Below are 26,088 nucleotides of genomic sequence, written 5' to 3'. Positions count from 1 at the left end.
TTTTAAGATCCTTTTTAGGGTCGTTTTTTTTGGCTGTAATAAAGTATTGATAATGGTAGAAGTTAAATGTTTTGACACCTTATCAATGTTTAGAAACTTAAAATACTACGACTGTTTGATAAGAGGATAAAACGACGATCTGATAAGGAAGTGGCTGATTGTCAGTCAGGGTGACAAGCGTCTTATCTTGTTCAAGGTTAATAGCAATATCAGAGATAAGATGTTGGTAGTTCATCCCAAGCCCTTGCGCAAGTGTATGATGGTTAATCTTGATGAAGCTTTCTTTTACCTGCCAAAGTAGCCTGACAACAGTATCACGCTGATCTATTGGTAATGCTTGTAATAGGATAATTTCGTCAGGATGATAAAAACGCTGGGCTACATGCCAAGCCACTTTGTTGGTTTCTATGTCAATACCAACTGTACGTTGATGACTAATGACGACTGCAACCATGGTGTTTGGATTGTCGTTATTGACATCGCCAGCACTTGTGTGACTAAAACATACATAGTATTTACTATTATTAAGACGATAAGGAAATTGAGATTCGTCTAAAGTATCATTTATTTCCAACGTAGCGAGAAGCTCTTGTAGTAATTGACGTACGCCCACGCGTTGCTGTCGACGTTGTCTTTGGGCGTTCTTTTGTACTGACGTACAAGATTTATGTGTATTGTATTGCCATTTGCGATTAGAAAAGTTGATAGGATAGGTGCATAGAATATTAGCTGTTAATGATACAGACACCTTATCCCACAAGTGTAGACTGATAGGCATACTCACGTGAGCAGTCGCACACCACGTCGTAGGACTAAGCTGCGTATATTGAATGTCATAAAGATGCGGAATTTGCATAATTTATAGATCAAGCATTAAAGATGCAAAACGACGGATAAAATTGTAAAAGGCTAAATCTTAACTGCTTTTATAATAATTTCAAAAAAGTCGTTATTTTAGTTTAGTGATACTCTGGTTCAGTAGAAATCTCGTTGAAAACAGTATAAAAGCCCAACAATGACACTCTTGTTGAGCTTTTAATATAAGAACATTTTTTAATAAAAATGTAATGATCGCCTCTACTAAAGATTAGTAAGAAAGCTCAGCGCGGCGGTTTTGTGCATAGGCTTGTTCAGTCGTGCCAGCGACAGCAGGGCGCTCTTCGCCATAGCTTATGACCCGAATGTTGTCAATGTTGACACCTTGAGCAGCAAGATAGTTGCGTGCTGCTTGTGCACGTCGCTCACCGAGTGCCATATTGTATTCGCGGCTACCACGCTCATCAGTATGACCTGCAATCACAACCCCAGCGGCAGGGTTTGAATTGAGTAAACTTGCGTGCTGATTTAGTACGCTGGCTGCTTGTGGAGTGATTTCGCTGCTATCAAAAGCGAAGTATACCACGGCTTGTAAATTGTCAGCGCCAGTCACGATAGCACTTGAATTGTCTACGACCACAGCGCCTGTATAACCAGCCTGACCACCTGGGATACCTAGTGGCGCTACAACGACTTCTGAGGTGGCGCGTTTGGTGGCGCAACCAGTTGTTAGGGCAACCGCTCCTGACAACAGAGCAAGAGTAGCGATTTTTGCAAAACGATTGTTAGTTACTGAATCAGAGTAAACTGACATAATGAGCTCCTAAAATTTTAATAAAATTGTTTTTGTTGGAATACTTACAATAAAACTTAGGCACAAATGCCCATAGTAAATCAATGTTACGTTATGTAAATAACATTACTACAAATCATGTCAAAATTTGTCAACTATTACAATATGCTTTTGGCAACTTTTGGTGAGAATCAGTAATTTGATAACTCACGTTGCTACAACATACTCACCAACGATGCTTATCCCAATTTTCAGGATTGGCCCAATAGTCGGCATTTAGCCAATTTGGTAGCCTTTTATAATCATATAAATTAAATTGCCATAGTGTTAACGATGCTGGCAAGTTTGAAGATGAGCTAGGCTGACGAGTGTCACCCAAAAGGTTAAGCGGCGTAAAACCATAAGCTCGTAGATCTAAAGTACTATCAAGGACGATAAGTAGGTGAGCAGCATAAAGGTCGCGGTAGCGCATGAGTAAAGGAATAGAGGCATGTAATATATCTGATGATAGATTAGGTAGCCAAAAGCAGGCAAGCTGATAGCGCTGTAATTGCTGCTTCGTATTTAGCTCTGATAATGTAGATAAATGGACTAAAATGTCCGTCTCATTGTTGTTCAGATTTAACTGTGACTCTAATTCAGTCATCATTTTTTGATCTTTAGCTATCCATAATAACTTAAATAACTTAAAAGTTTCTTGCCTGTTTTCGTCACCTGTTTCATCACTTGAGTTTTCAAGAGTAGGTAACAGTGCCTCGATATATTCCCTCAGTATTGTGAGAGCCGTCATACCAAGGTCAGTTGCGTTTGCCGAGAGGTCAGTCATAGAGTATTGTCAGCTGATAAATAGATGGGTTTTATTTTATTATAAAGGATAAATATAGAGTTTGGCGACTGATCTTAAAACCGGTTTACGCTTGAAATCTCGTAGATTAGGCCAATTTAGCAGTATAATTAAGTACTATATAATACTTTGTATATGTAGAGCATAGCTCAATCTGTAGTTTTGCTCGATAGCTATGCTTATTATAACGACAATCATCGCTTAAAATGTATCTATCCCGAATAATAGGAAACTTTATGTCTGTCTCTGAAACCGATGCTCAAATCATTAATCCTGATATGCCTGACGTGCCCCCGCATGCCCCCAGAAAAATCCACCTGACAGACTATCAGTTGCCAAGTTTTGATGTAGATACTGTTGATTTAGATATAAAGATATTTGATGATCATGCAACGGTTGATAGTAAGCTAGTCATGAATCGTCAAGCGACAGGTGATTTGGTGCTGTACGGTGAAGACGTTGAGCTTGTTACTATTGAGATGGATGGTGAGCCTTTAAGCTCCGAGCAATATAACCAAGCAGATGGCAAACTTACGATTAGCGATGCGCCTGATAACTTAACATTAGAGTTGCAGGTTCGTATTCATCCGCAAACCAATACGGCACTCGAAGGTTTGTATATGGCAGGCACTGGCAGTGATACCATGTTCGTCACTCAGTGTGAGCCAGAAGGCTTTCGCAAGATTACTTTTTATCCAGATCGTCCCGATGTGTTGGCGATATTTACCACGCGCGTTGAAGCGGATAAACGCTATCCAACACTGCTTGCCAATGGTAATTTGGTCGAGCAAGGGGAGGTTGCAGATGCGCCAGACCGTCATTATGCCATTTGGCACGATCCGACCAACAAGCCAAGCTATCTGTTTGCCTGCGTCGCTGCTGATTTAGATGTGCTTACCGATCATTATACGACCAGTGAAGGTCGCAAAGTCCTGCTTGAGTTGTACGCTAAAGCTAACGATATTGATAAATGTCATGTCGGTATGCAAGCATTGAAAGATGCAATGGAGTGGGATGAGATCAATTACGGCCGTGCGTATGATTTGGATCGCTATATGATAGTCGCAGTCAGTCAATTTAATATGGGTGCGATGGAAAATAAAGGCTTAAACATATTTAATACCGCCTGTGTATTGTCTAGCCCTGAGACCACGACCGACGCGCGTAGCTTCAATGTCAAAGCCGTCATTGCTCATGAATATTTCCATAACTGGACAGGCAACCGTATTACCTGTCGTGACTGGTTTCAATTGTGTCTAAAAGAAGGCTTTACCGTCTACCGTGATCAATCGTTTTCGGCAGATCAGCAATCAAGTGCGGTGCAACGTATCGATGACGTAGCGACATTGCGAGCGCATCAGTTTACTGAAGATGCAGGACCACTGGCGCATCCAGTACGTCCTGAAAGCTTTGTTGAGATTAACAACTTTTATACCACGACTGTCTATGAAAAAGGCGCTGAAATCGTGCGTATGCTGGCCAATACATTGGGGACAGATAATTTCCGTAAAGGCACTGATGAATATTTTCGTCGTTACGATGGTCAAGCCGTCACGGTTGAGGACTTTTTGTCAGCCCTAAGCATTACTGACGATAAAATTGAGGACTTCATCGATTGGTACCGTCAGCCAGGTACGCCTATGCTATCTGGTCATCAAGACTATGATAGCGAGACGCAAACGCTGACCATTACTTTAAGTCAGCAAACGCGCCACGTTAGCGGATTTGAGGCACCTAAGCCTTTACCTATTCCAGTCGCGACAGCGTTATTCGATAAAGCGTCTGGTGATATAGTTGGCAAGCGTATGTTGCTTTTAGAGCAAGCAACGCAGACCTTTAGCTTTGATAATATTACTAGCGAGCCTGTGGTGTCATTACTCCGTGATTTTAGTGCACCAGTACAGCTTAACTATGATTACCAAGATGAAGACCTGGCATTTTTGCTCAAGCATGAGACCAATGGTTTTAACCGCTGGCAAGTGACGCAAATGCTGGTAAATCGTATTTTATTGCAAGGTCAGGGCACTAAAAGCAGTCCTGAGATATATCTGCAGGCATTGGCGCAGACACTACCTACGTTAGCTACTGATGATGCCATGTTGGCTGCGCGCTTGCTTGATATTCCATCAGCACAAGAGCTGGCCTCTGCCATTCACAAAAACTATGACCCAGTATTGATTAAAGAGCAGCGTGAAGGCTTGTATCGCCAAGTGGCGGAGTCGCTAGCGGAGCAGTGGACAGCGCTATATAAGCAACTGCCGTTACAGTCTTATGAGGATAGCTCTGAGGCTCGCGGCAACCGTGCACTACGTAACGTAGTATTAGATATGGCGTTGACTGCCAAAGTCGCAGGCGCAGCTGAATGGGCGCAGCAGCAGTATGATAATGCTAGCTGTATGACCGAACGCTTTGGCGCTTTAAAGGCGATGGTTAATCATCAGGTCGCAAATGCTGATAAGTATTTGGCAGATTTTTATCATCGCTTTCAAGCAGACGACTTAGTGATTGACTTGTGGTTCAGTGTGCAAGCTGCTGCTGACAATGTGAATACGGATAAGATTAAAGAGCTAATGAATCATGCAGATTTCGATTGGAATACGCCCAATCGTGTACGCTCAGTCATTAGTGCTTTTACTTCGCAGCCGACGATACTTTGGACGCCAGACGGTTTAGATATCTATACCGATGTTATTCAAAGGTTGGATGACGCCAATCCTGTCTTGGCCTCGCGCTTGTTACAAGTGCTCGCACGCTGGTATACTTTGATTGAGCCGCGTCGTCAAATGGCGCATGAGCAACTTATCGATTTACAGAAAAAAGTAACTTCTAAACATGTAATTGAGAGCTTAGATAGTGTATTGAGTGCAAAAGCGGATTAAGAATTTACTTCAACAATTAAAATAAAAGGCTAAGCTAGAATATTAGTTTAGCCTTTTGGCATTATGTAGCATCCATTGTGTTCCCTTTTCATATAAAGCTCATTTATTGCATAGTAAGAAAAAGCCTCTAACTCCAATTTGGTTAGACAATAAAAATCCCACCTACGAATAGATGGGACTTTTCTTTTTTAATGAGCATTTAGGCAATCAATGGAAGACAATTAGCGATTAGGTAAAATATCTTTAACCGTATCACGTAAGTTATGTATGGCAGTGACTGTGCTGTCCCAATCAAGACACCCATCAGTGATTGATTTACCATACTCAAGCTGACTTAAGTCCTCTGTCAGTTTTTGATTGCCGCCTTTTAGATGGCTTTCAATCATCATACCAATGATAGACTTGTTGCCTTTTTGAATTTGCTCAGCGACGTTTTGGATCACCATCGGTTGCAAATAAGGATCTTTACCTGAATTTGCATGGCTTGAGTCAATCATAATCTTGCTGTTGGTCTTACCTTTAGCAAGCTCGTTTTCAGCTTGAGCTACAGCAGTTTCATCATAGTTAGGTTTGCCATTACCGCCGCGCAGTACCACGTGTGCGTAAGCGTTGCCTTTCGACTTGATGATAGAGACTTGTCCATCTGCTGACAAGCCTAGGAAGCTATGACCTTCTTTTACTGCTTGCATCGCATTGACAGCGACAGTCATACCACCGTCAGTGCCGTTTTTGAAGCCTACTGGACATGATAAGCCTGAGCTCATTTCACGGTGTGTCTGGCTCTCAGTGGTACGCGCCCCAATCGCTGACCAGCTGATTAAGTCTTGCATGTATTGCGGCGTATTTGGATCCAAAGCTTCAGTGGCACAAGGCAAACCCTTCTCATTTAAATCAAGAAGTAGCTTACGAGCGGTGCGTAGACCTTTTTCGATATCAAAGCTGTCATTCATATCAGGATCGTTAATCATACCTTTCCAGCCAACAGTGGTACGCGGCTTTTCAAAATAGACACGCATAACGACAAATATAGTATCTTCGACTTCTTTAGCCAATACGGCTAAGCGATCAGCATATTCGTGAGCTGCCTTGATATCGTGGATAGAGCAAGGGCCGATGACTATAAACAGGCGCTTGTCTTTACCATCCAGAATATCTTGAATAGTATGACGACCTTTTAGGACGGTTTTATACGCTTCGTTCGAGAGGGGTAGCTCAGCTTTTAACTCAGCGGGAGTAATTAAAGGGATGAATTGTTCAATATTCACGTCATCAATATCTGCGTTGTGGGTAGCTGTTGTTGTCATGATTTTACTTCATCTAGCTAATATATAGGGATATTCATTATGCGGTCTAAATAGCAGGTTGGCAAGGGCAGTCGATGAGTTAATTGACTGATAACTGGAATGTTAAAACCAAAATTTTGTTATACTTGCCTATTACTGGAATACATAGGGTCGGTTTTTGTTCTACATAACTTATCTAGTGTCTATATTTATATGCATAATCGTGCTTACTATATTTAATAAAAGAACTAAAAATAATAGGTTAAGGCCAATAGTTTTATACTTTACTGCTTAGACAAGACTTGGCTATTTCGTTTGTACTAGCTATTTTAAATGTTTGATCTAAGGCGCTTTCCTATCCCATTCTTACGACATAAGCTTTAATATTTCTTAAAATTGTTCATTATTTATTGTTACGTTGTTCAGATTGAGAGTTTGTCATGACTGATTCTGCCACACCCTTTCAAGCTACACAGGTGTCTGCCGACCCGCTTGGTAAGATAAAAGATAAACAGCATTTGTCGCATAAGCCATTGGTGATTGGTATTGTAGCAGGTGAGGTATCTGGCGATAGCTTGGGTGCAGACTTTATGCAGCAAATGAATAATCTACGTGATGATATCGTATGGGTCGGGGTTGGCGGCGCAAAAATGCAAGCGCAAGGATTACATAGTATTTTTCCACTAGCGCGTCTAGCAGTAATGGGATTGGTAGAGGTTTTATCGCAGCTATCTGACTTGCTTAAAGCGCGCCGTGAGCTACTAGCAGCCTTTCAAACTGCTCATATAGATTGGTTTGTCGGTATTGATGCGCCTGATTTTAATTTAAGGGTTGCAAAGAAGCTCAAACCAAAGGGGGTGTTCTGTGTGCAGTATGTCAGCCCATCAATTTGGGCATGGCGCGAATCGCGTATACATGGTATCAAGGCGGCGACCGACTTGGTGTTGTGCTTGTTTCCATTTGAGCTGACAGTATATGAGCGTCATAACCATCCGGCGATATGTGTCGGTCATCCGCTATTACGAACTCTCAATCAAGACTTAGTAGATACCCCAACCAATCAGCTACGTAGTGAGCTGGTTTGGCAAAATGATGGTTTACAGCAGTTTTTCGTTGAACGTTTTGATGATGTGAGTCAGCTGATTTGTGTAATGCCAGGGTCAAGGCGTGGCGAGATAACAGCGATTTTGCCATTGATGTTAGATGGTATTCAAAAACTATTGTTAGTCGATCCTAAGTTATGTTTCATCATACCGACTGTTGATCAAAACCATCAATATATCGTGCAAGACGTGATTGATCGGCGCTCAGAGCAGTTGCGTGCAGCCATCGTTGTAGTCTATGACCAAAGTCAGCCAGCCTTTAGCCAACAAGCCATGGCAGCTTCTGATATTATTATGCTAGCGTCAGGTACAGCGACACTTGAAGCCATGCTTCTTGAGCGTCCAATGGTCGTTATTTATCAATTAAATCAGCTGACTTATCAAATTGCGAAGCGTTTGGTAAAAGTGCCTTATGTCGCATTGCCCAATATATTGGCGGCAAAAGCTATCGTGCCTGAGCTGATACAAGAGCAAGCAAATGGAGAGAATATTTGCCGGACAGTCACAAAACTATTGCAGCCTCGTGCCTATGCCGAGCAGCTCCAAGCTTTGGTTGATACTAAGCGAACATTACAGCAGCAAAGCAATCATGAACCGGCCAATAGTGTCATTATGCAATGGTTTGCTCAAGATAGCCAAAAGCCGTCATAAAATCACTATCAGTTAAATATCAATAAAAAGTCATACAAGAAGTAGGCTATTCATGAGTCACAAAACCATTTTAGATAATCATATTATCCCTATTAAAAGTGATATTGGGCTTATAGATATTAAAGGGCAGTTTATAGACTTAGCGGCCCTAATTCGTTTGCACGGTCAATTAAAGCTTACTGACGATTTATGTCAGATGATCGTAAATAGAGGTCATGAAACAGAGATAACCTCGCTACAGATTGGTATTGATGAGGCAGGACGTGGACCTTTGCTTGGTAGTGTGAACGTTGCTGGCGCAATTTTGCCGCGCATATGGTCAGATCTTATAGAAAATCAGCCACTGCTAAATACGCCTTTATCGATATTGACGGACTCCAAAAAGTTGAGCGAAAAAAAAGCGCGATAAGCTCTATCCGCTGGTGCAGCAACATGCTTTGGGTTATGTTATCGCGGAAATTCCAGCAGCGGTTATCGATCAGATCAATATACTACAAGCGACTATGCTCGGTATGCGCTTATGCACAGAAGCACTACTAACGGCAGTGGCAACGCATTGTGCAGATATTATGAATAGTGCATCTTGTAAGCTGCAAGCTCAAGTATTATTCGATGGAAATCGCTGTCCAGATCTGGATTATCTGACACTTGCAACGCTTGGTATATCTGAGTCCAATATTGATTGCCAAGCTTGGGTAAAAGGAGATGCAAGGCACACTAGTATTGCAGCTGCCAGTATCTTAGCAAAAGTCAGTCGCGATCAAACTATGTACCAGTTAGATTCATTGTATCCGCAATACGGTATTGCCAAGCATAAAGGTTATCCTACTCGTGCTCATATGGAAGCTGTGACACTTTATGGTCCGCTACCCGAGCATCGTCGTAGCTTTGGGCCGATAAGAAAAGCATTGAATAATGAAGGATAGAGTAGCCGTAAAAGCGCTATTTACTTCATTATTTCCTGTGTTTCTTCATTAAGTTGTATAGAGGAAAATAGCCTAAGCAAAACTACATAATATTTTCAAAACACCACTCAAGGCCGCCCTCCAAATCGTCTTTCCAATAAATTATAAAATCCACGTTCTATCAAACCGTCTACTACAGACGGTTTTTTTATGGTCATAAACGGTTCTATTTATCCTCAATTGGCATACTTATTGCTCATTCTGATTATGGTCACCCAATATGCTCATTTTACGAAATAGGATAAACGATGAATTTTATTACCTCAAAGAAAAGTCTTGTCATGGCTCTCTCGTCAGCACTTCTTCTAACTGCTTGTGGTGGCGGTGGTAGTGATAGCGGAAGCAGTAGCAGTAGTAACACGAGCAATGACAAGGGTTCAAGTAGTAGCCCAGATACCTCTAACTCACCTGAAACAGTAAACCCAACAGTATCTAACGACACGTCCACCACCTCAAAGCCTACTACCTCTACTGAATCATCAGAATCTACTACTTCTCCAGAATCCTCAGACGCTGACACTACACCGACAGTATCAAAGACTGAAGTCGATATGATAAACGTTGAGAGTAAGAGTCATAAAGGGGCTGCGCAAGTAGGGTCAAGCCTACTAAGCTCGCAAAGACAGGCTTGTGCGCTTGGCGGAATGGCAGATAATGACGAGCTCAACAAAATAGCCACGCAACATGCGCAGTATATCCAGCATGTGTTTTCAAATAGTAGACCGACAATTTTTAATGCTCATGGTGAAGAAGAGATTTCAGATATAAGGAATTGGACAGGAAAGAATAACCCGTTCTTTACAGGTGTTAGCTTTAAAGATCGACTGCTTAAAGCTGGGTATTCAAATCTGGCTCATGGAGTCGTGGAAAATATTTCGAGAGTTACTTACTACAGCTCAGCTGGTAAAGTTGCATCACCAGATTATGCGGCCCATTCGATGACAAAATCTCTATTAGCAGCGCCTTATCATATGCGTTTATTAGTAACACCTAACCTCAGCCAAACAGGCTCAGGCATGATAGCTTATAAACCTTACGGTAAAGCTGCTGACAAAAGCCAAAGTTATGTCTTTGTCAACGCCTCATCAGCTGATCAAAAAACAGAAAATCGTACGGTTAATGGTCTATTTACTTATCCATGTACTGATGTAGTAGATACCAATACAGCGCTCTACAATGAATTTCCAAGCCCAGTGGCGGGGACAGGCCGTGACCTAGGTACTGACCCTATTGGACAGCCTATCTATATTAATATGCCATCCGCCAAAAGCATTAAAATTAGCAATATCAAGTTTCGTGATGTCAAGCGTAATATAGATGTGCCAGTTGATTTATTAGACTATAGCAACGACCCTCATAAGAGAACCGCTTATGAATTGCCACAAAATGAAGCCTTTATCTTACCACTCACTGATAGTTTACAAAGCTGTGAAACGGGTCGTAGAAAAGGGAAGAACTGCGGGCTTTATGGCAATAGTGAATATCAAGTTAGCTTTGATGTCTTGGTAGACAATAAGACGCAAGAGTCTAAGCAAATTACTTTTACAACGGGGGAAGTCAACTACTAGTTGAATGACTTTGTAAATATTATATAGAGTCTTTATAAAGAAAGGGCTGAATCAGATTGTTGATCCAGCCCTTCTTCTACTTTATAAAGAAAGGGCTGAATCAGATTGTTGATCCAGCCCTTCTTCTACGAGACGGAAAGGCTTAAAATGATGAATTTGGCTGCTTTAAAAACTCTTCTTCAGCAGCAGTTGATTCTCGGTCTAATACCTCATTACGGTGCGGATAACGACCAAACTGTTCAATGATGTCTTTATGACGATGCTCAAAGTCGAGTGTCATTGCATCATTTAACTGTTCAAACAATGGTAAGTAGCGATCATGAATCATCAAAGATTCAGAATGCATAAACGGCATAATCATAAATTTGCGCCACGGCATCGGTAGGGTATCGAAATAGGGTTGTTGAATGGCTTCTTGAGCTAATACCAGTGCCATTCCATCTTGCGCAAAAGCACCTACTTGATTGCGGCACAGATTACGAGAAAACTGATCTAACACGATAATCTCTGCCAATCGTCCTGCCAAAGCGGTAATTGAGCTGTTGCTATCTGCTGGCGCGTCTGTAATACGCCAAATCACGCATTCACCTTGCTGGGCGGCTTGCCAAATATCGTCAAATTTCTCTTTTATTTGATTATCAAAGTTATTGTTTTGTTCGAACCAATACTGCTCATTATCTTTATCAAACCAAAAATCTAAGACCGCACATGCATCAGCGTTAAGGTGTTCTAAATTGATATTCTTTAAATTAAGTTGCGATAAATTAGCTTGGCTGGCAGAGGTGGAATAATCAGTTGATAGTGACATAAGATATTCTAATTATAATGAATTTAGTCTACTATAGCGCAAATATTTATATCTGTCATGATGCCAACAGCAGCGATTAGGTAACCTCTTATGAATACAAAACACTCTGAAAAAACCAACACTTTATCATTACCGTCTACGCCTTATTATTTGCTTGATGAAGCGGCAATCGTTGCCAATATGCAGACTATCGCGCGTCTGTGTGAGTTGTCTGGTGCCAAGGCTTTGCTTGCGCTAAAGTGTTTTGCCACGTGGGGCGTGTTTGATGTGATGCAGCCTTATTTGCATGGTACGACTTCATCGTCACTCAATGAAGTGCGGTTAGGCTATGAAACTTTTGGTAATAATAGCGCCGATAGCAATGATGAAGATAAAAAAGAAACCCATGCTTACAGCGTCGCCTATAGCGCCGATGAAATCGACGAAGTATTAAGCTATGCGGACAAGATTATCTTTAACTCTATCTCGCAGTTGCATGCCTTTAAAGATAAAGCGCGTGCACAGAACATCCCTGTCGGGCTACGTCTCAACCCAAAGACCAGTAACTCGTCTTTTATCATCGCTGATCCTGCCCGGCCTTTTAGCCGCTTGGGCGAGTATGATAAAGACAAAATCAAGGCGGTACTTGGCGATATCACAGGCGTGATGATTCATAACAACTGCGAGAATGACAGCTTTGAGGCGTTTAGCGCAAGCTTAGCGGATATAGAAGATAGGTTTGGTGATGTTTTAGCGCAGCTCGAGTGGGTCAGCTTGGGCGGCGGTATTCATTTTATCGCACCTGATTATCCATTAGAAAAATTGGCCGACAAATTAAAAGGCTTTAGTGAAAAATACGGCGTACAAGTCTACCTTGAGCCAGGTGAGGCGAGCATTCACGGCGCTGGCACGCTGGTCACGACAGTGCTGGACACCATGCACAATGACAAAAACCTCGCCGTCGTCGATGCCTCTATCGAGGCGCATATGCTTGATTTGCTCATTTATCGCGAGTCTGCGCCAATCACTTCTGTCAATGCAGAGTCAGTAGAGGTGATGCCTGTCGATCAAGCGCAACAAGATGCTGCTGACAATACTATTATCTACGGCCGCTCCTGTTTGGCAGGCGATATCTTTGGTGAGTATGCTTTGGCGCATGAACTGCAAGTGGGTGATACCGTTGCGTTTGGTAATGCGGCAGGCTATACCATGGTAAAGAAGAACTGGTTTAATGGTGTTAATATGCCAGCGATTGTGATTCGACGTCTAGATGGCAGTATTGATGTGCAGCGCGAATTTGATTATCAAGATTACAAAGCCAGCTTGTCTTAGTATAGTTGAATCCAAATAAATCAGATACATGGCTATCAAGCCGCTCAATGAAACGTTGTTTTTCTTGCTTGCTGTGCCTACGCAGACAGATGCTGCGAAAAACAACGTTTCATCTCACTGTATCGTTTTTATATCGGATTGACTATATAAGGCTTCGTCGTTAAAGTTAAGTTCGGATTGACTATATAAGGCTTCGTCGTTAAAGTTAAGTTATCAAAAACAAAGACTTAAGGTTAATTATTAAAACTTTTAGTTCGTTGGTTTTTATTACATTATTTTTGCCGATAGTGGGATAAAAATTGTTATAATCGCCTCGGGCAAACAGCCATCGATAAAATGGTGCTTGCTCGACGGGTGCGTGGGTTTTCCTCGGTCTTCCTTTTTAATTCACGCATATCATTCACTCGTTTCTGTTTTGCATAGCCAATATCAATGGTATCGACAGGGACACAAAGGAGGATTGTTCATTGAACACAAATCAAACCAAATCTAGTAAAAAAAACGTACTCATTATTGGCGCAGGTGGTGTCGCTCAAGTGGCTGCGCATAAATGTGCAATGCATAACGATGTGCTGGGCGAGATTCATATTGCTTCACGTACCAAAGATAAGTGCGATGCTATCGCTCAAAGCGTCAAAGACAAAGGTAGCTTTAAGCAAGCAGCAGTCTTGCATACCCATCAAGTCGATGCCATGGACAGCCAAGCGCTTGTGCAGCTAATACAAGACACTGGCGTACAAATCGTCATCAACGTCGGCTCGGCATTTATCAATATGACCGTATTAGAGGCCTGTATTGAGACGGGCGTGGCTTATATTGACACTGCCATCCATGAAGATCCACGTAAGATTTGTGAGACGCCGCCATGGTATGACAACTACGAATGGAAGCGTAAACAGCGCTGTGCCGACAATAACGTCACAGCGATCTTGGGTGCAGGGTTTGATCCGGGTGTGGTCAACGCTTATGCGCGTCTGGGCTATGACATGATGGACACAGGTTCGGTCACTGATATCGACATTATCGACATCAATGCCGGCAGTCACGGCAAGTACTTTGCCACCAACTTCGACCCTGAGATTAATTTCCGTGAGTTTACCGGTACGGTGTACTCTTGGCAGGACAGCAAGTGGCAGTCGAATAAGATGTTTGAGGTCAAGCGTACCGATGATTTGCCTGTGGTCGGTGAGCAAAACAGCTACTTAAGTGGACATGATGAGATTCACTCATTATCAGCCAACCTAGATGTGCCAAATATTCGTTTTTGGATGGGCTTTGGCGAGCATTATATCAATGTCTTTACCGTGCTCCAAAACCTAGGTCTATTGTCTGAGCAGCCAGTAACGACCGCCGAAGGACAAGAAGTGATTCCGCTAAAGGTGGTCAAAGCGGTACTACCAGACCCAAGCTCGCTTGCACCAAACTATACCGGCAAGACCTGCATCGGTGACAAGGTCAAAGGCCAAATAGATGGTGTTGATAGCGAGGTCTTTATTTACAATGTCTCAGACCATAAAGACGCCTACAATGAAGTCGGTAGCCAAGGTATCTCTTATACCGCAGGCGTGCCGCCCGTTGCCGCAGCCATGCTGGTTGCGACCGGCGAGTGGGACGCGGGCAAGATGGTCAATGTCGAAGAGCTCGATGCCAAACCTTTTATTAATCTATTGAATAAGATTGGTCTGCCAACGCGTATTCAAGACGCCAAGGGTGACAGAGCGCTTGAGTTTGATATTTAAAAGACTCATTGTCTGCTAGATGAGCCCACCTATTCTTTTTGAGGATAGGTGGGCTTTTTAATAAATTTAAATATCACTCGCCATTTACACTTTTTGTACTCATTCCATGGACATTATTTATAACAATCCTGCGTGACACATTATCACCACTATTAAATTACTGAGTATATGACATAATCCTATTATTAAATAATATAATTACTTAGCTTATGATTCAGGTCTTCTGCAAACGATCAATCTAAGCTAGAGGCAGGGGGTAAAATAAGAATGACCAACGAACCAAATGACGACAATTTAACCGGGGCTGGCAAGCCAAATGAACAAATTGAGAGTTCACGCACACCGTTTGAGCGCAGTCAATTTGGTGGTACAGAGCGTCAATCTAAACCCTTTGATGAAGACCTACCCATATCCCGTAGCGATCTTAGACGAGGCGCGCAAGAGTTGTCAGAAAACAGCGTGGCTCATATTAATTGGAGCGTGCTGATTATCTCATCGATAGTCATTGTTGCCTTTTCATTATGGGCAATTTTTATGCCTGCTAGTGCCAGTACAACCATGAAAACAGTCGTGGATTGGATTGCAACCAACCTTGGCTGGTATTACGTGATTACAATGGTGATGGTCATTGGTTTTGTATTGTGGGTGGCATTGTCTAAGGAGGGCAGTGTGCGCCTTGGGCCTGATGATTCACGGCCACAGTACAAGCTTGGCACTTAGGCGGCGATGTTATTTGCCGCTGGGGTTGGTATTGATCTATTGTTTTTCTCGGTCACCGGTCCTGTCGTCCAGTATTTAACGCCACCCTCTGGTGATGGGGCGAGTGCTGAAGCCATGCAGGATGCCGTTGTTTGGACGATGTTTCATTACGGTATCGCTGGTTGGTCAGTTTACGCATTGCTTGGTATGGCTATGGGTTATTTTGCTTATCGCTGGAATATGCCGTTATCGATTCGTGCCGCTTTATACCCTCTACTTGGTAAGCGTGTAAAAGGCTCTATCGGTCATGGTATTAGTATTATCGCTTTAGTAGGCACGGTATTTGGTGTCGCGACGACAATGGGCATTGGTGTGGTACTGCTTAACGTTGGTTTCTCAAAGCTATTTGGTTTAGAAGAAGGCTTAACGCTGCAAATAGCTTTAGTGGTTGGTGCGGTTATTTTAACTATTTTGGCGACCACCTCAGGGGTTGATCGCGGTATCCGCTGGATATCGGAGCTAAACCTTTGGAGTGCAGTGGCGATGATGGCGTTTATTCTTGTCGCTGGCGAGACAGCATTTTTATTAAACGCTCTGGTCGAAAATTTGGGACAGTTCTTTGTTACTTTGCCCTCTAGAATGTTCAAAACCTTTGCTTATGTCCCCGGTAGCAGTGACTGGATGGGCAGTTGGACGCTGTTCTTTTGGGCGTTTTGGCTGGCATGGGGGCCATTTGTTGGTGTGTTTTTAGCGCGTATTTCGCGTGGACGTACGCTACGTGAGTTCGTCATTGCAGCGATTACTGTACCCGTATTATGCGATTTTATTATCGTTTCTTTCTTTGGAAACTCAGCGCTTTATGAGGTATTACAAGGCAATACAGCCTTTGCTGAGCTTGCGGTTCAAAGCCCAGAGCGCGGTTGGTATGCGTTGCTTGAATTATTCCCAGGGGCGACTATCTTGGTGGCTTTAGCGACGCTGTCAGGTTTGCTGTTCTATATCACCAGTGCTAACTCAGGCGCGATGGTTATGTCGAATTTCTCAACGTCCATTCCCGATCCAAGCGAGGACGGTCCTAAGTGGCTACGTATATTTTGGGCGGTATTGACAGCGATGTTGACTATCTCTATGTTGATTGCAGGCGGGGTCATCACGATGGAGTATGCCACGCTTATCTTTGCGCTCCCAGTGACTATTATTGCCTACCTAGTAATGTTATCTTTTTCTAAAGCGCTAAGAATTGAGCGCGCTGAAAACGAAGGCAAAGTGCTACGCCGTCCTTCTATAGCGCCAAGCGGTGGTCATATACCAGAGCGCTCATGGAAACAGCGATTGGGGCAGATGCTGACTTATCCCTCCAAACGTGAAGCGGTACATTACTTGGATCGTGTCGTGAGACCTGCGCTCAATGATGTGGCCAATGAGTTTGAACGTCAAGGTTATGAGATCGACCGCGATAACATTCCACATATAGATAACGATATTGATATTGGTGGCCCACTATTAAAAGTTGCCTCCGATGCAAAGAATAACTTTTACTACCAAGTGTCAATGGTCGAGACGCCGTCACCGACTTTCAGTGGCAAAATGGCGCCAAATACCGACGTTTATTATCGTTTAGAGGTGACAACTCAGACTGGTTCAGGCGGTTATGATTTAATGGGCTTGACCAAGCAGCAAGTTATCGACGATGTGCTTGAACAATATCAAGCCTATTTAACCTTTATTAGTACTCCAACGGACACGGTAATCAATACACTATAAAAGAATGTTAGCGCTCGCTTAAATCAAGTTGCTTGGTACTTCTTTTGAATTGTATTAATCATACTATGAATACAAGCATAGGGTTACCGCTAGGTTTTAGCGATAAAAAATAAAAAGTTTTATAATGGATTCATTAATCATTAAATCAGGGAGATGATGTTATGGAAATGAAGAGTATACCGTTTGGAATTACCGACTGGACAGAAGTACAAGCAGTAGAAGTCAAAGGTGAGACTGGCACAGGATATTGGAAAACGCTTGAATTTAATAATATCAATGTGCATATGGTTGAGTATTCTGCAGGCTATCTTGCTGATCACTGGTGCTATAAAGGGCATATTTTGTTATGCGTGGAAGGAGAGCTGCACACAGAGTTAAAGGATGGTCGCATCTTTACTCTAACGCCAGGTATGACTTATCAAGTGGCGGACGATACGATTGCCCATCGCTCATCAACACAGGTAGGTGCTAAGCTATTTATTGTTGATTAAAGGTATCCATAATCTATAACAATAATACAACTTTATAAAATAAGAGTATGAACTGCAATATATGGCAGCTTTTATCCTCATCAAGGAGTCATTGATTTGCCTGAATTAAAGACAGTTGGTCTTTTTGTGCTGACAGCACTGGCGGAGATTGTTGGCTGTTATTTGCCTTATTTGTGGTTACGAGAAGGTAAATCAATTTGGCTATTGATTCCTGGTGTGCTTAGTCTGGCAGCCTTTGTATGGTTGCTGACATTACATCCAACTGAAGCTGGTCGAGTTTATGCGGCTTACGGTGGTGTGTATGTTGCGATGGCAATTTTATGGTTATGGACCATAAACGGCATTCGGCCAACCTCATGGGACATACTGGGCTCTGCGGTCGCGCTGACAGGGATGGCGATTATCATGTTCGCCCCGCGTCATTAGTCGCTAATGGCTCTAAGGAATAGAGGTGTTAATAAGTGCTTACTTACGGATACATATTGATTTGCTATAATAAGTGGTAAGCCAATGATTAAGTCAGGCAAACTCCTACTGGTTAATATTTAGCACGATAGTGCTTATTGTTTTGGTCAAAATTATTATGCGTATACGTAAACTATTCAAATTCGAAAATGCTCATATTGTGCGTAATTGTAGCTCTGAGCGCTGCAAACACTCTATTCATGGTCACAGTTATCAGATTGAGTTGATTCTTGAGGCCAAGCGTCTAGATCATGGACAGATGGTCTATGATTTTGGGCTACTAAAATCCTCAATCAAAGACATTATTGATAGTTTTGATCATGCCATTTGTTTTTGGAGTAAAGACGATCCTGAGTATATTGCTGCTTGCAAAAAATTCAGCGCCCGCTGGATAAGTTTGCCAGTGTCGCCATCCGCAGAGCAGTTCTCACGCGTAATATTCTTTTGGGCGCAAGAGATTTTACAGCAAACCCAAATGCAAAACGGTGAAGCCGACGTCAGTGTCTATTCGGTAATCGCTCACGAGACTGCTACAGGTTACGCGCAATGCTTCGCTGAAGATGTAGCAAACGCGCAAATGGGTAAGCTTAAGCTAGAAGACTTTGAGTTTAGTGAGCAAGTACGCGCTGAGTGGCATGATCCTGAGCTGTATACCAAATTGATTGGTGGTGAACGTTTTGTCAATCCATCGGTAACCATGCAAGTATATGAACAACAAGTGGGTACAGTCTAATGTCTAACCATAACGATACCTGTTTGAGCGATAAACAGTTGCAAATATTAACCTTATATTCAGAAACCGATACTGAGCGTTTGGCCAAGCAGCTTGCTACTTTGCTACCTTCAGGTAGTATCTGGTTGGCGGGTGATTTGGGCGCAGGCAAAACCACATTGACACGCTATTGGTTACAAGCTTTGGGGCATAAGGGCGCGGTGAAAAGCCCAACCTATACTTTGGTTGAGCCTTATAGTATTGAGCAAGATGACGGTACAACTAAGCTTGTCTACCATACTGATTTATACCGTATACAAGATCCTGAAGAATTATCTCTTATTGGTTTTGATGAGTATCTTGAGGATAAGGACGCCCTAGTCATCATTGAATGGCCAAGTCGCGCTGACAATTATCTACCACCTCCTGCGTTGTTTATTGACATTACCCAAAGCGTAGATGAGACTCGTCAGGTTGAAATAAGACTATCAAAGGTAGGACAAGCACAAGGACTGGACTTATCATTACTAAATATTTAGTTTGGTAAAACACGTTCGGGTTTCACAATATATGACACTCCTCAATGCCAGATAACTATCCAAATACACGTATCAAAAAACTATCACCATTGCTAATCAATCAACTGGCAGCCGGTGAGGTCGTAACGCGTCCGGCAGCAGTGGTTAAAGAGTTGCTAGAAAATGCCATTGATGCTGGTGCTTGCAATATTGAAGTACATATCACTCAAGGTGGTATGGGTATGATAGAGGTAGTGGACGACGGTATCGGCATTCATCCTGATGATATGGTCATGGCAATTACCCGTCATGCAACCAGTAAAGTCGCTGATGTGGCTAATTTGCATGGTATTACGACGTTAGGTTTTCGCGGGGAGGCATTGGCAGCGACAGCGGCTGTTTCTCGTCTGACTTTAACCAGTAGTCATGATGACAGCGGTATTGGTCGTCAGTTACAGGTCGCAGGCGTATTAGAAGATAGCCCAAAGCTAGTACCTGTCGTACATAAACGCGGTACGACGATCACGGTTAAAGATTTATACTTTAACGTACCAGCACGCCGAGGCAATCTAAAGTCTATTGCGACTGAGTTTGGACATATCGAAACCATCGTACGTGAAGTAGCTTTGGCGCGGGCAGATGTGGCACTAAGTCTGTTTCACGATAATAAAAAGCGCTTGGCACTATCGTCAAGTTCTATAGTACCAAGTCTGATGTCTACAAATGACAAATATGAACGCGATCAGTCTGTCGGAGTCAATGGGAGTAGTGACAACACTGATCGTTTGCCATTATCACGCCTTGAGCAAGCAACTGGTATCTCATTAATGGATGACGCATTAGAGGTAATAGTCGATCTATCCAGTCTAATGCAGGCATCTGTAGAATATGCTGACCAAGCAAATGCTAGTAGTCAGGCAAGTATCAATGGTTGGTTATGGCCTAGCGATAAACAAAAGCGACAGCAGGACAGTTTGCCAAAGCTATTATACGTAAATGGCCGTTTGGTTAAAGAACCAATAATCAGTAATCAGATTCGACAGCTTGCACAGCATGCTCAATTAGATGTCATGGGGTATGCGCTTTATTTTGATGTTCCTACTAAATGGCTAAATATTAATGTGCATCCGTCTAAACAGCGCATCAAGATAAGCCCGCTTAACAACATCATGGCGCATTTAAGCCATGCAATTCGTTTAAAGCTAAAAAAGCAAGCTTTGACAAGTAAATCATTGGATGATTTGTCACTTAACATGTCTGCTACTAACGACTTACTACAAAGCCGGCAAGTACAAACGCCTAAATATCCGTATCAGGTGTCATCAGATACGACGTTTTCTAAAAAACTAGCGAACTCTTATTCAGCAAATGCTTCTGTAAAAAAGTCTTATACTGACAAATCATTGCAGCAAGATATTAAGCCTGTGAGTGTAGTTTCAAATGTTAACGTTAATAGCGCTAGTAGTTTAAATGGTTCAGATATATCAATCAAATCTCTACCAGTTTGCTTAGACGTTATTGATATGATGGATAGCGTGATCAGTAAGTTTTCACATATTGAGGCTATTGATAACAAAAAATTGCCTTGGCTGTTATTTTATAATAAAGGCCAGTGTGTGCTGATTAGTGCAGAGGCTTGGCAGTCGAAAATGCGCTCGCTATTCGAGTCACGTATACTGAGTGACAATGTACTTAAAAGAAGCAAACTGCCTGATAGTCCTATATATATCAACCAACAGCTTGCAACTGTAAGTACGCAAATGAGTGCGCAGGATTTGGCAGTTTTTATAGCGGATACAGAAAAGCTGCTAATTGATGAGGCAATCATAAACATTGATCGCAATCAATTGATCTCATTTATGTTGTCGTCTTTACCTGAATAAATTACGACCCAATCTTGAATAAATTACGACCCAATCTAATTATAAAAAGCAGATGACGTGCTTATAAACAGCCAGTCTCTAGTTCGATCTCTAGTTCGACTATTTAAATTATTACTCACAAAGGCAATTCTATGCAGCTTACGTCTAATAGTATCACTCCTAAATTGGCGGATAATAGCGTGGTTTGCTTGATGGCACCAACGGCTAGTGGCAAGACCGCCTTAGCCTATGAGTTATACGATACTGGTCGTTATGAGTTAATCTCAGTAGATTCAGCACTTATATACCGTGATATGAATATAGGTACGGCCAAACCTACGACTACTGAGCTTACGCGTTACCCGCATCATCTAGTCAATATTATTGACCCTATGCAAAGCTATAGCGTGGCTGAATTCGTCAATGATGTCGCTCGCTTGATTGATAGCTGTCACAATAATGGCAAAATACCGCTGTTGGTAGGTGGCACCATGATGTATTACATGGCGTTACTCGACGGGCTATCTCCAGTGCCAGACAGTGAGGACAGTGTCCGCTTGCGGGTAGAGCAGTGGCGACAATCAGAAGGTATTCAGGCACTATTTGACTATCTTGGTAAAGTGGATCCCATCAGTCATCAGCGTCTTCATGCAACTGATACCCAGCGTATTACGCGCGCCGTAGAAGTATATTTGCAAACTGACATTGCTATAAGCGACTGGCAGCGTAAACCTAAGCAAGCACTAGCAGACAATCCACATCAGCATTGGCATGTACTTACAGTGATGCCGGATCGTCCTTGGCTGCATAAGCGTATCGAGCAGCGTTTAGATATTATGTGGCGTGAGGGACTAGTAGCTGAAGTAATTGGTTTGCTTAAAACTTATCCGCTGACACCTAATTTACCATCTATGCGCTGTGTTGGTTATCGGCAGGTCTTAGAGTACTTAATACACATTGATCACCGAGTATTTGAGCAGACACATCTTGATAAGAGGCAGTTTGAAGATGTCTTTGGCAAATTTGAAAACCCAAGCAAACAAAAAGTAGGCCAAGATAAGATGCTGCAATCACAGTTGTTAACGCTTGATAGTCAAACGGAGGCGCTTGCTTGTTATCAAATGCAAAATAAGGCATTATATGCTACAAGACAACTGGCCAAACGCCAATATACTTGGCTACGTAAGCTAACCCGATTATCGAATATCGATAAAGATTTGCATAATAACAACGAAATTGTCATATCTTCCTACGAATCTATGGCGCAAGCTGGAGAGTACCTACGCTAATTGACCCACTGACCGTGGTCAAAAATACTATTAAAGAAACATAGAATATTAAACATCAAGTGGATTTATTAGTAGCGAGGGTAAGTTATAAATACCTACAGTTGAAAAGCACAAATCACAATAAGTTTCAAAGTCTGGCTTAGATAGCTGTTATAATTTGTTAACTTGATATTTATAATATATCGTATTAACTGTCGTTTATTTACTGTTATTGTAAGAGTCACTGATTACTTATTTGTTTACAATAATATAATATTGAAACAAAGTAGAATTGATAAAGAAAAACTGGTGCTTATTTAGATACGTTTTATTGGTAAAACTTATTATTGTATCTTTTTCTAACCATTATAATTAAACAAGCACTTATAATATAATTATATAATATTTGGGAGAGTTTTTATGTCAAAAGGACAAACATTACAAGATCCGTTCTTAAACTCACTACGCAAAGATCGTATTCCAGTGTCTATTTTTTTGGTAAATGGTATTAAGTTACAAGGCCAAATTGAATCATTTGACCAATATGTTGTTTTACTAAAAAATACGGTTAGCCAAATGGTTTATAAGCACGCCATTTCGACTGTAGTTCCAGCACGTAATCCACGAGGCGCCAGTACTACTGCATCATCGAGTAGTAGTATGCAAACCCAAGGTACTAGTGGATATCAAGGTGGGAGTACTAATAGTGGTTTTGAGAGAAGTGGCAGTGTAAGTGGCGGTTTTGAAGAACGTGGCTTTGCTTCTAATCGTAGCGGTTTTAATCGTGGTGGCTTTGGACAGGGACAAGACCGCGGTTTTGAGCGTGGTGGTTTAGGTCAAACTCAGGATCGTAGCTTTGATCGCAGTGGTTTTGGTCAAGACCGCGGTTTTGAGACGCCAGCAGAAAACACTGAATTTGATGACAAATCAAACAACGATTTTGATGATAATAACAATTAATTGATATCATCTGTATCTGTAAAGGTATACTGTTGAAGCCTATTTCAATAAAAAGACCTGCTGCTCAGTGGGTCTTTTTTGTATCAACGATTTAACTATTTTAAGCCTGCTAAATAGTTAAAGGATACAACCAATCAAATGTCTTAGCGATGTCTAAGTAGCACCACTTATATATGTTTTTTAATCAACCCTTCATTGTGCTGTTTTAAGCCATGTTATTAAAATGGCGTTCAATATAGTAAAATATATTATCAATAATAATCACCGAGCCAAACCATGAACAACTGTACAAACAATCTTACCCATGACCAATTTATAACCACTGCTGTTGATGCTATTCAAACTGAGATAGCCGCGTTGGCATTGTTAACTGAACAGATAGACGATAGGTTTGTGCAGGCTTGCGAAATCATTTTGGCTTGTAAAGGTCGCGTAGTCGTGACTGGTATGGGTAAGTCAGGTCTGATAGGGCGCAAGATAGCAGCGACGTTTGCCTCGACTGGTACACCAGCGTTTTTTATGCATCCTGGCGAAGCAGGTCATGGCGACTTAGGAATGCTGGTAAAAGGCGATGTGCTACTTGCTATCTCCAATTCTGGAGAGTCTGATGAAATCAAGACGTTACTGCCAGTGGTTAAGCGTCTGGGCATTCCGCTCATTAGTATCAGTCGGGACAAACGTGGTATGTTGCCACGCGCAGCCGACATTATGTTGACACTTGGCAAGTCACAAGAAGCGTGTCCGCTTAATCTAGCACCTACTTCTAGTACAACAGCGACTTTAGCGTTAGGAGATGCTTTGGCAGTTGCTTTAGTACACGCACGTAACTTTACCTCAGAAGACTTTGCTTTATCGCATCCAGCAGGTGCGCTTGGTCGCCAGCTATTAACACGAGTAGAGGATTTGATGCATAGTAATGTAGATAATCTACCACTCGTTAATCAAAAAGCACCATTACAAGATGCCTTGTTTACGATGTCTGCGGGCCGTTTGGGTATGACTGTTGTGATCGATGATGAACAAAAAGTTGTTGGTGTATTTACAGATGGGGATTTGCGCCGGGGTTTAGAAAAACGTATCGACCTTGCAACCCCAATACAAGATGTGATGAGCACGAATCCCCGCCAAGTAAGTAAGTCGATGCGTGCGTCTGATGCCTTAAGTGTCATGAATGAAAATGCAATCAGTCAGCTATTAATCATAGATGAGGAAGGGCGCTTGGAGGCCATTATCACCGTGCATGACTTGCTACAAGCAGGTGTGAAATAAGCGCTTAAACCGAGTAGGTTTTACATTCAAATAATAATATTTTATAAGAGATAAATTATGCAAGACTTAATCGAAAAAGCAGGGCTGGTCAAAATGTTGGTCTTGGACGTTGATGGTATTTTATCGAATGGTCAGATTATCTATGATGCTAATGGCATTGAGACTAAAGCATTTTCGGTACAAGATGGCGTCGGTATTAAGTCTTTGGCACGTTATGGTATTTTAACTGCTATTATTACAGGCCGTAATAGTCCTATGGTCAATAAGCGTGCTGCAGAAATAGGCATCGATTATGTGGTGCAAGGACGTGATGATAAGCTTATCGCCTTAAAAGAGCTGCTGTCTACCTTAGATCCAGCGCTTGATATTACTGCTGCCGACTGCGCTTATATGGGAGATGATTTGCCTGATATTAAAGCCCTGCAAACCGTCGGCTTTGCCGCGACAGTACCCAATGCGCATGCTGAGGTTATTAGTCGCAGCGATATGGTAACGACGCGCGCTGGCGGGATGGGAGCGGTGCGTGAAGTATGTGATTTGATTTTAAAAGGTCATGGGTGTTATCAAGATTTTATTGCGCACTATACGCTTGATGAAGTACCAGCGCAGGATAATTTATCGTGAATACTCGTGTCTTAATTATTCTAGCATTAATCATTGCCGGTATTGCTGGTTGGTTTTTTCAACAACAAGGTAAGGTCACACCGCCAGTAAAAATAGAAGCCTCCGAGGTTGATTATGAAGCGACTGATATAAAAGCGGTACAAACCAATGAAGAAGGTGAGACTGAATACGAGCTAAATGCCGACTCACTAACGCACAACCCAGTGACCAACCAAGATGAGATGTCAGGTATTACCATGAACTGGGAACCATCTGATGAGCAGCGTTATCAAATCCAAGCAGGTAGTGCTACTATCAACCAACAAACAGGAGAGCTGCGTCTATCTGGTGGTTTTACTTTAGTCAGTGAAGACAAAGCGGATGGTGCATCAGATATTGAGCCTATTAAAGTTACAGGCCAAACGCTTAAAGGAAACACCAAGTCTCGCCAAGTCTATAGCGATGAATCTGTTAAAGTTGAGCAAGGTATGAATCGCTTTGAGGCTTCTAGTATGAAGGCCAATCTTGAAACTGGTGAATATGAGTTTGGGCAAGTTGCTGTGACTTTTACACCCGCTGAGCGTCAGGATCAGGCTTTATTTTAATGCCTTGTATATTACGTATTATTGCCTTAGATAGTTTAAAATATAGTGAGTTCAGTATAAAAGCGATATAGTGGAACTGAGATAAATTTTACGCAGCCTTTGTCTGCGCAGA

The 26,088-nt window shown here is 42.2% G+C and carries 22 protein-coding genes and 1 pseudogene; 18 read left to right on the top strand and 5 right to left on the bottom strand.

The window, feature by feature from the left end; genetic code table 11:
* Positions 1 to 97: 97 nt before the first annotated feature.
* The 3 genes from PENNN9_RS06780 to PENNN9_RS06770 form a co-directional block, all read right to left on the bottom strand.
* The gene (locus PENNN9_RS06780; RefSeq protein WP_058368941.1) at positions 98 to 856 is read right to left on the bottom strand and encodes a 4'-phosphopantetheinyl transferase family protein; all 759 of its coding nucleotides are present in this window, start codon (positions 854 to 856) and stop codon (positions 98 to 100) included.
* A gap of 231 nt (positions 857 to 1,087) precedes the next feature.
* Positions 1,088 to 1,630: a peptidoglycan-associated lipoprotein Pal gene (gene pal / locus PENNN9_RS06775; protein WP_058368940.1), complete on the bottom strand. Its 543-nt coding sequence runs from the start codon at positions 1,628 to 1,630 to the stop codon at positions 1,088 to 1,090.
* Between the two features lie 205 nt (positions 1,631 to 1,835).
* On the bottom strand, positions 1,836 to 2,435 hold the full coding sequence (locus tag PENNN9_RS06770; RefSeq protein ID WP_058368939.1) for a DUF6231 family protein: 600 nt from the start codon (positions 2,433 to 2,435) through the stop codon (positions 1,836 to 1,838).
* A 296-nt stretch (positions 2,436 to 2,731) separates the two neighbouring features.
* Between PENNN9_RS06770 and pepN the strand changes: the two genes are divergently transcribed.
* Positions 2,732 to 5,332 carry an aminopeptidase N gene (gene pepN, locus PENNN9_RS06765; protein WP_058368945.1) on the top strand — a complete coding sequence of 867 codons (2,601 nt, stop codon included), beginning with the start codon at positions 2,732 to 2,734 and terminating at the stop codon, positions 5,330 to 5,332.
* A gap of 221 nt (positions 5,333 to 5,553) precedes the next feature.
* Here the strand turns inward: pepN and PENNN9_RS06760 are convergent, their stop codons facing one another.
* Entirely contained in the window at positions 5,554 to 6,636 is a 1,083-nt protein-coding gene (locus PENNN9_RS06760; RefSeq protein WP_058368938.1) for a 3-deoxy-7-phosphoheptulonate synthase, read from the bottom strand.
* A gap of 419 nt (positions 6,637 to 7,055) precedes the next feature.
* Here PENNN9_RS06760 and lpxB point away from each other — a divergent pair, with 419 nt between their 5' ends.
* The 4 genes from lpxB (at position 7,056) to PENNN9_RS06745 (ending at position 10,902) form a co-directional block, all read left to right on the top strand.
* Positions 7,056 to 8,369, top strand: a complete 1,314-nt coding sequence (lpxB, locus tag PENNN9_RS06755) for a lipid-A-disaccharide synthase (RefSeq protein ID WP_082638024.1) — start codon at positions 7,056 to 7,058, stop codon at positions 8,367 to 8,369.
* A 52-nt stretch (positions 8,370 to 8,421) separates the two neighbouring features.
* The gene (locus PENNN9_RS13080; RefSeq protein WP_227511754.1) at positions 8,422 to 8,778 is read left to right on the top strand and encodes a hypothetical protein; all 357 of its coding nucleotides are present in this window, start codon (positions 8,422 to 8,424) and stop codon (positions 8,776 to 8,778) included.
* A gap of 13 nt (positions 8,779 to 8,791) precedes the next feature.
* A complete protein-coding gene (locus tag PENNN9_RS13075; protein WP_227511753.1) occupies positions 8,792 to 9,295 on the top strand; it encodes a ribonuclease HII in 504 nt (167 codons plus the stop codon).
* 287 nt (positions 9,296 to 9,582) lie between these two features.
* Positions 9,583 to 10,902, top strand: a complete 1,320-nt coding sequence (locus PENNN9_RS06745) for a CAP domain-containing protein (protein ID WP_058368937.1) — start codon at positions 9,583 to 9,585, stop codon at positions 10,900 to 10,902.
* 142 nt (positions 10,903 to 11,044) lie between these two features.
* On the opposite strand, the gene PENNN9_RS06740 is transcribed toward PENNN9_RS06745, so the two are convergent.
* A complete protein-coding gene (locus PENNN9_RS06740) occupies positions 11,045 to 11,710 on the bottom strand; it encodes a DUF924 family protein (protein WP_082638023.1) in 666 nt (221 codons plus the stop codon).
* 90 nt (positions 11,711 to 11,800) lie between these two features.
* On the opposite strand from PENNN9_RS06740, the gene PENNN9_RS06735 reads away from it, so the two are divergent.
* The 13 genes and pseudogenes from PENNN9_RS06735 to lptC all read left to right on the top strand — a co-directional run bounded on the left by PENNN9_RS06735 (position 11,801) and on the right by lptC (position 25,976).
* A complete protein-coding gene (locus tag PENNN9_RS06735; protein WP_058368936.1) occupies positions 11,801 to 13,021 on the top strand; it encodes a carboxynorspermidine decarboxylase in 1,221 nt (406 codons plus the stop codon).
* Positions 13,022 to 13,488: 467 nt separating this feature from the next.
* Entirely contained in the window at positions 13,489 to 14,760 is a 1,272-nt protein-coding gene (locus PENNN9_RS06730) for a saccharopine dehydrogenase family protein (protein WP_058368935.1), read from the top strand.
* Between the two features lie 267 nt (positions 14,761 to 15,027).
* A pseudogene (gene betT, locus PENNN9_RS06725) lies at positions 15,028 to 17,223 on the top strand (choline BCCT transporter BetT).
* A gap of 161 nt (positions 17,224 to 17,384) precedes the next feature.
* Positions 17,385 to 17,714, top strand: coding sequence for a DHCW motif cupin fold protein (locus tag PENNN9_RS06720; RefSeq protein ID WP_058368934.1), 330 nt, complete (start codon positions 17,385 to 17,387; stop codon positions 17,712 to 17,714).
* Between the two features lie 96 nt (positions 17,715 to 17,810).
* On the top strand, positions 17,811 to 18,140 hold the full coding sequence (locus PENNN9_RS06715) for a YnfA family protein (protein WP_058368933.1): 330 nt from the start codon (positions 17,811 to 17,813) through the stop codon (positions 18,138 to 18,140).
* Between the two features lie 157 nt (positions 18,141 to 18,297).
* Complete coding sequence (locus tag PENNN9_RS06710) at positions 18,298 to 18,912, top strand: 6-pyruvoyl trahydropterin synthase family protein (RefSeq protein ID WP_058368942.1); 615 nt, start codon at positions 18,298 to 18,300, stop codon at positions 18,910 to 18,912.
* Positions 18,912 to 19,430: a tRNA (adenosine(37)-N6)-threonylcarbamoyltransferase complex ATPase subunit type 1 TsaE gene (tsaE, locus tag PENNN9_RS06705; protein WP_058368932.1), complete on the top strand. Its 519-nt coding sequence runs from the start codon at positions 18,912 to 18,914 to the stop codon at positions 19,428 to 19,430. The genes PENNN9_RS06710 and tsaE overlap by 1 nt, the downstream gene beginning before the upstream one ends.
* Positions 19,431 to 19,474: 44 nt before the next feature.
* Positions 19,475 to 21,292: a DNA mismatch repair endonuclease MutL gene (gene mutL / locus PENNN9_RS06700; protein WP_058368931.1), complete on the top strand. Its 1,818-nt coding sequence runs from the start codon at positions 19,475 to 19,477 to the stop codon at positions 21,290 to 21,292.
* Positions 21,293 to 21,423: 131 nt separating this feature from the next.
* Positions 21,424 to 22,560 carry a tRNA (adenosine(37)-N6)-dimethylallyltransferase MiaA gene (gene miaA, locus PENNN9_RS06695; protein WP_058368930.1) on the top strand — a complete coding sequence of 379 codons (1,137 nt, stop codon included), beginning with the start codon at positions 21,424 to 21,426 and terminating at the stop codon, positions 22,558 to 22,560.
* Between the two features lie 399 nt (positions 22,561 to 22,959).
* Positions 22,960 to 23,499, top strand: coding sequence for an RNA chaperone Hfq (gene hfq, locus PENNN9_RS06690; protein ID WP_058368929.1), 540 nt, complete (start codon positions 22,960 to 22,962; stop codon positions 23,497 to 23,499).
* 276 nt (positions 23,500 to 23,775) lie between these two features.
* Positions 23,776 to 24,768: a KpsF/GutQ family sugar-phosphate isomerase gene (locus PENNN9_RS06685; protein WP_058368928.1), complete on the top strand. Its 993-nt coding sequence runs from the start codon at positions 23,776 to 23,778 to the stop codon at positions 24,766 to 24,768.
* Between the two features lie 57 nt (positions 24,769 to 24,825).
* Entirely contained in the window at positions 24,826 to 25,392 is a 567-nt protein-coding gene (locus tag PENNN9_RS06680) for a KdsC family phosphatase (RefSeq protein WP_058368927.1), read from the top strand.
* A complete protein-coding gene (lptC, locus tag PENNN9_RS06675) occupies positions 25,389 to 25,976 on the top strand; it encodes an LPS export ABC transporter periplasmic protein LptC (protein WP_058368926.1) in 588 nt (195 codons plus the stop codon). Before PENNN9_RS06680 ends, lptC begins: the two co-directional genes overlap by 4 nt.
* The last annotated feature ends 112 nt before the right edge of the window (positions 25,977 to 26,088 follow it).

This window comes from Psychrobacter sp. ENNN9_III (assembly GCF_001462175.1).
Taxonomy (GTDB): Bacteria; Pseudomonadota; Gammaproteobacteria; order Pseudomonadales; family Moraxellaceae; genus Psychrobacter.
The sequence above is the reverse complement of the archived record's forward strand: the minus strand, read 5'-3'. Positions and strand labels throughout refer to the sequence as shown.

Bases quoted from the DNA above. Each gene is read 5' to 3' on its own strand.
- PENNN9_RS06780 (WP_058368941.1), bottom strand. From the start codon at position 856: ATGCAAATTCCGCATCTTTATGACATTCAATATACGCAGCTTAGTCCT.
- pal (WP_058368940.1), bottom strand. From the start codon at position 1,630: ATGTCAGTTTACTCTGATTCAGTAACTAACAATCGTTTTGCAAAAATC.
- PENNN9_RS06770 (WP_058368939.1), bottom strand. From the start codon at position 2,435: ATGACTGACCTCTCGGCAAACGCAACTGACCTTGGTATGACGGCTCTC.
- pepN (WP_058368945.1), top strand. From the start codon at position 2,732: ATGCCTGACGTGCCCCCGCATGCCCCCAGAAAAATCCACCTGACAGAC.
- PENNN9_RS06760 (WP_058368938.1), bottom strand. From the start codon at position 6,636: ATGACAACAACAGCTACCCACAACGCAGATATTGATGACGTGAATATT.
- lpxB (WP_082638024.1), top strand. From the start codon at position 7,056: ATGACTGATTCTGCCACACCCTTTCAAGCTACACAGGTGTCTGCCGAC.
- PENNN9_RS13080 (WP_227511754.1), top strand. From the start codon at position 8,422: ATGAGTCACAAAACCATTTTAGATAATCATATTATCCCTATTAAAAGT.
- PENNN9_RS06745 (WP_058368937.1), top strand. From the start codon at position 9,583: ATGAATTTTATTACCTCAAAGAAAAGTCTTGTCATGGCTCTCTCGTCA.
- PENNN9_RS06740 (WP_082638023.1), bottom strand. From the start codon at position 11,710: ATGTCACTATCAACTGATTATTCCACCTCTGCCAGCCAAGCTAATTTA.
- PENNN9_RS06735 (WP_058368936.1), top strand. From the start codon at position 11,801: ATGAATACAAAACACTCTGAAAAAACCAACACTTTATCATTACCGTCT.
- PENNN9_RS06720 (WP_058368934.1), top strand. From the start codon at position 17,385: ATGGAAATGAAGAGTATACCGTTTGGAATTACCGACTGGACAGAAGTA.
- PENNN9_RS06710 (WP_058368942.1), top strand. From the start codon at position 18,298: ATGCGTATACGTAAACTATTCAAATTCGAAAATGCTCATATTGTGCGT.
- tsaE (WP_058368932.1), top strand. From the start codon at position 18,912: ATGTCTAACCATAACGATACCTGTTTGAGCGATAAACAGTTGCAAATA.
- mutL (WP_058368931.1), top strand. From the start codon at position 19,475: ATGCCAGATAACTATCCAAATACACGTATCAAAAAACTATCACCATTG.
- miaA (WP_058368930.1), top strand. From the start codon at position 21,424: ATGCAGCTTACGTCTAATAGTATCACTCCTAAATTGGCGGATAATAGC.
- hfq (WP_058368929.1), top strand. From the start codon at position 22,960: ATGTCAAAAGGACAAACATTACAAGATCCGTTCTTAAACTCACTACGC.
- PENNN9_RS06685 (WP_058368928.1), top strand. From the start codon at position 23,776: ATGAACAACTGTACAAACAATCTTACCCATGACCAATTTATAACCACT.
- PENNN9_RS06680 (WP_058368927.1), top strand. From the start codon at position 24,826: ATGCAAGACTTAATCGAAAAAGCAGGGCTGGTCAAAATGTTGGTCTTG.